General features: G+C 66.3%; 6 protein-coding genes. 2 read left to right on the plus strand and 4 right to left on the minus strand.

The window, feature by feature from the left end:
* Positions 1–500: 500 nt before the first annotated feature.
* Positions 501–626 (plus strand): hypothetical protein, encoded by a 126-nt coding sequence (locus ADL03_RS50375; RefSeq protein ID WP_255353477.1) that lies wholly within the window; start codon positions 501–503, stop codon positions 624–626.
* A complete protein-coding gene (locus ADL03_RS50380) occupies positions 607–915 on the plus strand; it encodes a DUF6042 family protein (protein ID WP_255353478.1) in 309 nt (102 codons plus the stop codon). Before ADL03_RS50375 ends, ADL03_RS50380 begins: the two co-directional genes overlap by 20 nt.
* A 539-nt stretch (positions 916–1,454) precedes the next feature.
* Here ADL03_RS50380 and ADL03_RS50385 read toward each other — a convergent pair.
* The 4 genes from ADL03_RS50385 to ADL03_RS49180 form a co-directional block, all read right to left on the minus strand.
* Positions 1,455–1,589, minus strand: a complete 135-nt coding sequence (locus tag ADL03_RS50385; protein WP_255353479.1) for a hypothetical protein — start codon at positions 1,587–1,589, stop codon at positions 1,455–1,457.
* Positions 1,590–1,640: 51 nt separating this feature from the next.
* Entirely contained in the window at positions 1,641–4,091 is a 2,451-nt protein-coding gene (locus tag ADL03_RS43590) for an RHS repeat domain-containing protein (RefSeq protein ID WP_053739546.1), read from the minus strand.
* Between the two features lie 304 nt (positions 4,092–4,395).
* Complete coding sequence (locus ADL03_RS43595; RefSeq protein ID WP_053739547.1) at positions 4,396–7,176, minus strand: TIR domain-containing protein; 2,781 nt, start codon at positions 7,174–7,176, stop codon at positions 4,396–4,398.
* Positions 7,173–7,814: a hypothetical protein gene (locus tag ADL03_RS49180; protein ID WP_053739548.1), complete on the minus strand. Its 642-nt coding sequence runs from the start codon at positions 7,812–7,814 to the stop codon at positions 7,173–7,175. Before ADL03_RS49180 ends, ADL03_RS43595 begins: the two co-directional genes overlap by 4 nt.
* Between the last annotated feature and the right edge of the window lie 259 nt (positions 7,815–8,073).

Genomic DNA, 8,073 nt, shown 5'->3' on the forward strand with positions numbered 1-8,073 from the left:
GAGGCCGCCTGGCACGCCGACCAACTCCAGCCATCTATCATCCCGGCATCCTCATCCGGAGCCAGGTAACCAACCCTCCGAGTTATCGGGGGAACCTCACGGCGACGTCTGGGCAGCTGACGAGGCGACCTAGCCACGCGCAGCCCGGTCACGCCCGCTCAGTCCTGTGCTTGGGTCCCGATGCTTGGGTCTCGTGCGTGGTCGTTGTGCGAGGCGCGGATCCGCGTCCCGCCGCTTGATCCCCTGCTGGATCGGCACGACCTGGCCATGGCTGGATCGTGCTCTGAATCCGGTCGGCTACGAGATCGATGGCTGCGCAGACCTGCGGTCGACGGGCACGGTGGCGTGATGCGGCGTCGGTGACTGGCCTGCCAAGTCACCGTCCTTGCGGATACCGGGGCTTACGCCGGTGCGATCGCTGAAGGTGTAGGCAAGGACGGGCTGGGTGTCAGTCGTTCCAGTGGTGTTCGATGGCGTAGCCGACACCGACGCTGACCGCAGTGCTGGGTGAGCAGGAGGTGCTCGCGGGTCTGCGTCAGCGGACCGGACCGGAGGTCGACGGCGACTATTGCCGCGTCGAGCCGGACGGCTCCGCTTATCAGGCTCATGACGACAAGCCGCGGTGACACGAGCTCAACTATCCGATCGCGCAGGACATCATCCGATTGTTCCAACCGGACAGCGACACCCCGCTTGAGGTCATGCGGATCAGCCTGCAGCGCCTGGCGCGAACTCGGCGTCGACGTCGACACCGCGCGGGCCAGGCTGTCCGTACTAGTGCGCGAACCGGATCTCAGCGCCGACCGCGCCCCTGAGCAGGTCGCCGAGCACGCCGTGATCGAGATCAGCGTCGACTGGGCGGTGTTCACCGAAACCCACATCGGCATCACCGCAGGTCCGTACGAAGACAGCTGATTCCCTAAGAGGTCTTGCCGGCATTCCGGACACGAACAGCGCCGCAGGTGCTCTGGTCGCGCCACGCCCAGCGACGAGCAGTACCGACGCCAGCGCGTTCAACGCCCCGGCCGCCACGCCACCCACACCACGACACCGTCCGGCACGTCGATGGTCGACACCGAGGAACTCGTCGACGACACGCGCGCGGTGGCCGGCGGCAAGGGCGAGATCACGCCGAACCCTCACGATCGTGTACCCGAGCGCCCGCAGAGGGAACGCGGGCTGCGGCGATCGCGGTCACCGCGGTCCGGCCCCGACGAGCAATGCAGCCGGACACCACTTCGCGACGACCAGCCCCGCCGGCCGAGACGCGCGATGCACGCTATGGCCGACACGAGCCTCCAGCTTCCTTAGCCTCGTGTAAGTGATGGTGGCGCCGAGCAGGATCATCCGCCGCATCGCTCGGCATCGGCTGCCGTTTCGGCTCCTCCTGATGCAGGAACGCCGGATGGGGTACCGATCGGCGATTGCCTATCGGTACCCCATCCAGTCTTGCGTCAGCGACGACGACGCAGTGAGTTCCACACCGCGTAGCCCCCCAGCAGCCATGCGCCGAGGAACAGCAGGATCGGCACGACCAACGGCAGTTCGAGCAGCAGGGTGGTCAACGAGGCGGCAGCCGCCAGGACCATGCCTATGATGCTGTTGCGACTCCTGGGGTCCATCTCACTCCTCGTGTTCGATCAGAAAAGCTTGCTGGCCGCTTTGCCGATGGGGACTCCGCCGACGCCACCGATCGCGCCACCGATCGCGCCGCTGATCGCGCCGCTGATCGCGGCGTCACGGATCTTGGCCGAGTCACCGCCGCCGATCGCGGCCCCCAGTCCTCCGCCGGCCGCGCCGAGCGTCGCTCCGGCGACGGCGGCGCCGACAAAGCATCCCACTCCGGCAGTAGAGGCGCAGGCCACGCCGATGATGGCGCCGGAGGCAAGGCCTGCGACGCTCGAGCCGACGTCTTGGCCGAAATCCGCCCAGCTGTAGCCGCCGGTCGGATCGCTCTGGTTGACCGGGTCGCCCTTGGCGTAGTTGTACGGGTTGCTCTCCTGGCCCGTCGGATCCGGTGAGCGGAACCGCGCCATCGTACTGTCGTACACCCGGTGGCCCATCAGGTACGTGCCCTGCAGGAGCTGGTAAACCCCGATGTACCGGAACGGGTTCACGGTGGCCGCGGCTCCGGTCGTCGTAACCGTGCCGTACGGGGTGTAGTCGTATTCGGCGACCAGGTTGCCGGCGGTGTCGACCAGGCCGATCACGCTGCCCTGGTGGTCGGTGACCGCCCCGTACCGGGCACCCGCACCGTCCTTCAGCCCGACGAGCAGTCCTTGGGTGTCACGGGTGTAGCTGGACCGTTTGCCGTTGTCGACGGTCTCGGTGACGCCCAGCGCGGTGTGCGTCAGGACGTGTGTGACCTGGTTCCCGCCGGCGGTCTCGGTGATCGTTCTGGGCTGGGTCTGCTGACTGGTGTCGTAGCGGACGTCCAAAACCTGGGTTGTGCCGGTGTGGCCGGTGAGGACCTGGTTGGTGGGGCTGAATGTGAACCGTGATTCCGGGTTGGTCGTCGAGGCGTGGTTGCCCGCGCCGTCGAACGTCACGGTGGTGTCGTTGGCCTTGGTGGCCTGGTCGGCGGCGTTGACGGTGAAGGTGCGGCCTTCGCCGGAGAGCAGGTTCGTGGCGTTGTCGTAGCTGTAGGTCGTGCCCGGTGCGGTCTTGAGCCTGCCGACGCTGTCGTAGGTGAACGACCGGGTGCTGCTGCCCCTGGTCTTGCCCTGGATCTTGTCGGTATCGGAGCCGTCGGGCTTGGTGTAGCGGTTCGTGGTTTTCAGCAGCTCGGCACCACCGGGCCGGGTGACGGTGACCGAGGTCTGGCGTCCGGCGTTGTCGTAACCGGTGGTCTGCACGGCGCCACCGGGGAACGTCGTCGTGGTACGCCGATCGGCGTCGTCGTAGGCGAAGGTCGTTGTGCCGCCGTAGGAGTCCTGCAATGTCGTGAGGCGGTCGGCGGCGTTGTAGTCGTACTTCGCCACACCCGTCGGGGTGGTCAGCGTCTTGACGTTGCCCGCCTTGTCGTAGGTGTAGGAGACGACCTCGGTGCCTCGGGTGACCTTTTCGAGCAGGTTGCGCGGGTCGTAGTCGAAGACCCTGGTCGCGTCCGGAGTCTGTGTCCTGGTGAGGTTGCCGTTGGCGTCGAAGGCGTTTGCCTGCAACACCGTGCCGTTGTGCGTGATCGTCGTGACGCGGTCGAGCTTGTCGTAGCCGTAGACGATCTTCTTACCGTTGCCGTCAGTCACGCTGTCGATGCGCGAAAGGGCGTCATAGGTGAACGTCGTCGGTTTGGCCGGAGCAGGCGGCACGACCTTGGTCAGGTTGCCGTAGTCGTCGTACTCGTAGGTGGTCTTGGCCTGCTTGCCGTCCGTTCTGGACGCCACCAGGCCCATGCGTTCGGTGTAGGTCAGCACCTCGAGGTCCGCGTTCAGCCCCGTCGAGCGGATGCTGGTCACGTTGCCGTTGCCGTCGTAGTCCCGGGTCACCTGGTTGCCCGACGCGTCGGTGATCTGCGTCGGCGGGTGGGGATGTGCGGAGTCGGTGTAGCCGACGACGTTCTTCGCGCCCGTCGCCAGCTTCGTCCCGATCAGGTTCTGCTGCGGGTCATAGTCATAGGTCGTGGAGTGCTGCAGCCCGTTGGTCGTGACGTTCACGTCGCTGTTGGCCGTCCAAGTGCGCGACTGGATGTGGCCGAGAGCGTCGGTGGCCTTCGTCTGCCGCCCTGGCGACTCGAACTCGTGCACCGAGCTGTGCAGGTTCGGATCGGTGACCTTCGTCTTGTCACTGCCGTCGTAGGTGTAGGTCGTGGCCGCGCCGGTGCCGTCACGGGTCGGTTCGGTGAGCTTGCTGATCTGCGACCGATCCGGGTCGTACTCGAGCTTCCACGTGTTGCCGCGGCCATCGGTGACGGAGGTCAGCAGGACCCGTTGGACGTTGTAGCCGAACCTGACCTTCCCGCCCGCGCGGTCGGTGAACTCGCTGAGCCTGCCGTCGGTGTAGACGTAGTTGCCGAACGTCTGCCCGGTCGGGTCGGTCAGCGAGGCATCCCTGCCCTGCGCGTCCCGGTTGAACGTCGTGACGCGGCCCTGCAAGGAGGTTGTCGCAGCGCTGCGGAACGCGGCCGATAAGGCCGCAGCTACTGACCCTGACCGTGAACCTGCTGCGGGAACTGGTGCTGTCGACGACTCTGGTGCCGATGGACATGGGTGGCTCGAGCTCCCCGAGCCACCCATGTCCCTCGGATGAGGATGGCCACGCTGCGTGATCTGCTCGGTGGCCGCCCGGCTCGAGGCGTTCCCGAGCCATCCGGCCGCCCGGCGAGGGGCTGATTGAGGCCATCGCGCGGCGTGCATCGTCTTGAAGCGAAGCAGGAAGTTGTCCCGAGTCAGGCGTTGGTTATGGGTGGCACGGCTTGCGGTAGGGCAAATCGGTCGGCATGAGTCGCCGCCATTGTGTCTCGGAGATCGGTTCGCCGACGCCGTTGCACAGCCTGCGCAATGCTGCGGAGACGTCGAGGTCCCAGATGTCGACGGCGCCGTGCTGGGTGGTGACGGCAAGCTTGTCGTTGCCCACGAAGCGGATGTCGCTGCTCGCGCCGTTGCCGACGTGGAAGACCAGGGCTGTGATGGGTTCACCGTCGTTGAGGTCGTAGACCCGGATGGTGCGGTCGCGGCCCAGCGTCGCGATGCGTTGTGCGTTGGGGCTCAGAACGATGTCGTAGACATCGCCGGTGTCATCGATGGCGGCCGTCTGTGTGAGTTGAAGAGACTGGCCGTTCTCCTCGATCTGCCACAGTCGCACCGAGCCGTCACGGGCAGCGCTGGCGATGACCGCGCCGTCGACGCTCGTGGCAACCTGCTGAATCTGGAACGTGTGTCCGGATCCGCCAGCAATTCGTGCGCTGTACTGGGGGTTCGACACGTCCCACAGCTCGAGGTACTTCGAGCCGCCGACCGCCACTACCGCGCGTTGGGCCGGCAGGAACGCCATGGACCAGCCGACCACGGGCATCGGATGTCCGCTCCCCCTCTGGCTGGTGGTCTCGTACAGGTTGATCGCGTCGAAAGCCTGGACGACAGCGAAAAGGCGGCCGTCACGGCTGAATTCGACGTCGGTTGCTGTGGTCTGTCCTGGCCATTGCCGTACTGGTGCGAGGGCGTTCTTGCTGTCCAGTAGTCGTATGCTTTTCTCGTCCGCGGTCGCGAGGCGTGTGCCGTCCGGGCTGAACGCCAAGCCGACCTCCTGTTCCGCAGGTTGGTTCGCCAGCGGTTTCGGGTTCTGCGGGTCGGCAACGTCCCAGAGCCGCAGGGTGCGGCCGCCGACGCTGGCCACGTACCGGCCGTCGGCGCTGACCGTCAGGCCGGTCACTCTGCCGGCATGTCCGGTCAGTGCGGCGATCGCGCGGGGCTCGCGAGGGTCGGCGGTGTTCCAGATGCGGACTGTGCCGCCTGGGATTCCTCTGCCACGGGGGCCGGCGTTGGCTCCGGGTGTGGCGACTGCGATGTTGTTGCCGTTCGGGCTGAACGTCAGTTGGTCGGCGTTGCTGGAGTCCCAGTCCGGTAACGGGAGTTCAGCGGCCAGTACAGGTTGTTGGGCCACGTTCCACAGCCTGACGAAGCCGTCGCCACCCACAGCGGCGACCTGGTCCCGTGCTCCGAAGGCAACGTGTTCGGCCTGGATCTTTCCCTTGGGTTGGGGCAGTACGACCGGATTGCCCCCGCCCACATTGGACACGCGGAGCTCGTCCTCCGCTCTTGTGACCAACCTGGTGCCGTCCGGAGAGATGTCGAAGCGCTGGACACCACCGAGTTCAGCACCTGTCTTGTGAGGTGCCCGCGGATCGGAGACGTCCCACGTCCGCACAGTGGAGTCGTACTGCCCGGACATCGTGACGAGCACGTTTCCGGTGGAGGGGAAACGCACGTCGAACCGGAGCGGGTCAGCGGCCTCGATCTGCTGCTGCGTCAGGACGTTCCCGGAGTCCGAGTCCCACAAGCGCAGTGTGCCGTCATCGCTGCCGCTGGCGAGGACCTTCCCGCCGGGGCTGAAACTGAGGGACTTCACGCTGTTCTGGTGGCCGGTGAGAGTGCTCCCTTTCACGGGTGCCCGAGGGTTGCTGACGTCCCACAGCATGACGTCGTTCGCGTGCGCGACGGCGAGGCGTCGCGAGGTGCTGTCGAACGCGACCGCGGAGATCTGCCGTTTCGTGTCCAGCGACCACTCGGATTGAAGGCTCAGCGTGGCGGTGTCGTAGAGCCATACGTGGGAGATGACCTCTTGTTGCCCGCCCACGGCTGATCGGCCGGATCGGGCGAGGGCAAGCAGGCTGCCGCCGGGGCTGTAGGCCAGTGCGCTGACGTCAGCGTGGATCTCCTGGGCGATCTGGCCGCCCGAGATGACGGCAGACTCGACTTGCGGTGTGGGTTTGAGCTGATGGGCGGCGGCGATCAGCTGGCGTGCCAAGCCGGGCTGGGTGTCCTGGATCGTGCTGGCTTCGGCGACGAGCTGGTCGGCCAGCGCCGTGTTGCGTTGGTCGAGTGCGGTGGCGCGCTGGACGGAAGCGATCAACGCCGCGACCACCGCCACTGCGGTGAGCACCGACAGCCCGCTCCAGGACAGCCGTCGGAACCGTCTCGCGCGGCGGTGCTGCCGCACGTCCTCGCCGATTAGTTCGTCCTTGTCGCGGTTCTGCAATGCCGACGACAGGGTCGCGATCGCGTCGAGGAACTCGGGGCTGCGCAGGTCGAGTGAACCGCTGAGGTTGATCCATGATGGCTCGTCGGTGAACCAGCCGCGCAGCACCCGCGGCAGAGCTGTGGTCCGTTCCCAGTTGAAGTCGCCCTTCCCGTCGTCCCACGCGATCTCGCCGTCGGCCAGGACGATGAGGAGGGGCCGTTTGGGTGTGTTCTTGATCCAGTGCTCGACCTCGCGGCGGACCCATACCGAGTTCGCCGATCCCGGTGACGCCAGCAGTACGAGGCACCGCGACGCGTTCAGCGCCGCCTCGATGCTGGGCCACAGTCCTTCGGATGCGGGCAAGCTGCGTCGATCGCAGAACACCCGCAGCGCGCGCAGCCTGAACGCCGGCCGTGCGAAGCCGTGCAGGCCGTCACGCACCGCAGGTCCGAGCTGTCCATCCGCCGCGTGGTTGTAGGAGATGAACGCGTCGTACTTCACAAGGCCTCTTCGATCTTCTCAGTCTGTACCTTCACCCACATCTCGATGGGGTCTTTCAACTCGCTGGGCTGGTTGCCGGTGCGATAGCCGTAGTCGAAATGAGTGACCGCCTGCACGACAACAGAGCCGACGCGCACCGTCACGACCGAACCCGACTTGCCGGCGAAGACAACGCTCTCGTCACCAGCACGTGGCACTACCTGTTCAGCCGCGCCACCCACGAGCTTCCGGGTCTGCTCCACCATGGCCCGCCACGCCTTCCGCGCAGCACCGTTGCCGTCGTAGGCGAGCACGAGCGAACTGATGCGGGAGTCGACGTTCTTCTCGTTCGCAAAGCCGACGATGCCCATCCCAAGTAGGCCGTCACAGGCCCACGGGTCGTCGTTTGCCCGATACACCTGGCATTGCCGATCCAACTTCTCGCCGATGAGCACGGCCCTGCCCTCGACGTCGTCGCCTGGCGGGCCCAGCACCGTCACGACGCCCCGATTGGCCAGATATCCGGGCACATCGGCCTTGGTCGGCAGTGCCTTCTCCAGCCCCTCGCGATCAAGCGTCCGGTCCCCGGACACGACCACACCGACCACGGCCACGGCCACGGCCACGGCCACGGCCACGAGCAACGCTCCGAGCACCACGAGTGTCGAACGTCTACGCGATGTCACCACCCCCGCACGATAGGGTTTCACCCGCTGCCAACCGTTCGAAAGCCAAATCACCTGATCAGAGGACTCACCTGCGGCTAGCGCCGCAAGCCCGGCAGCGGTTGTCGGCCAGTTACAGGAGAAGACAACCAGATGAGGTTCCCCCGATAACTCGGAGGGTTGGTTACCTGGCTCCGGATGAGGATGCCGGGATGATAGATGGCTGGAGTTGGTCGGCGTGCCAGGCGGCCTC

Origin of the sequence: Nocardia sp. NRRL S-836 (genome assembly GCF_001279525.1) — a bacterium.
GTDB lineage: Bacteria > Actinomycetota > Actinomycetes > Mycobacteriales > Pseudonocardiaceae > Lentzea.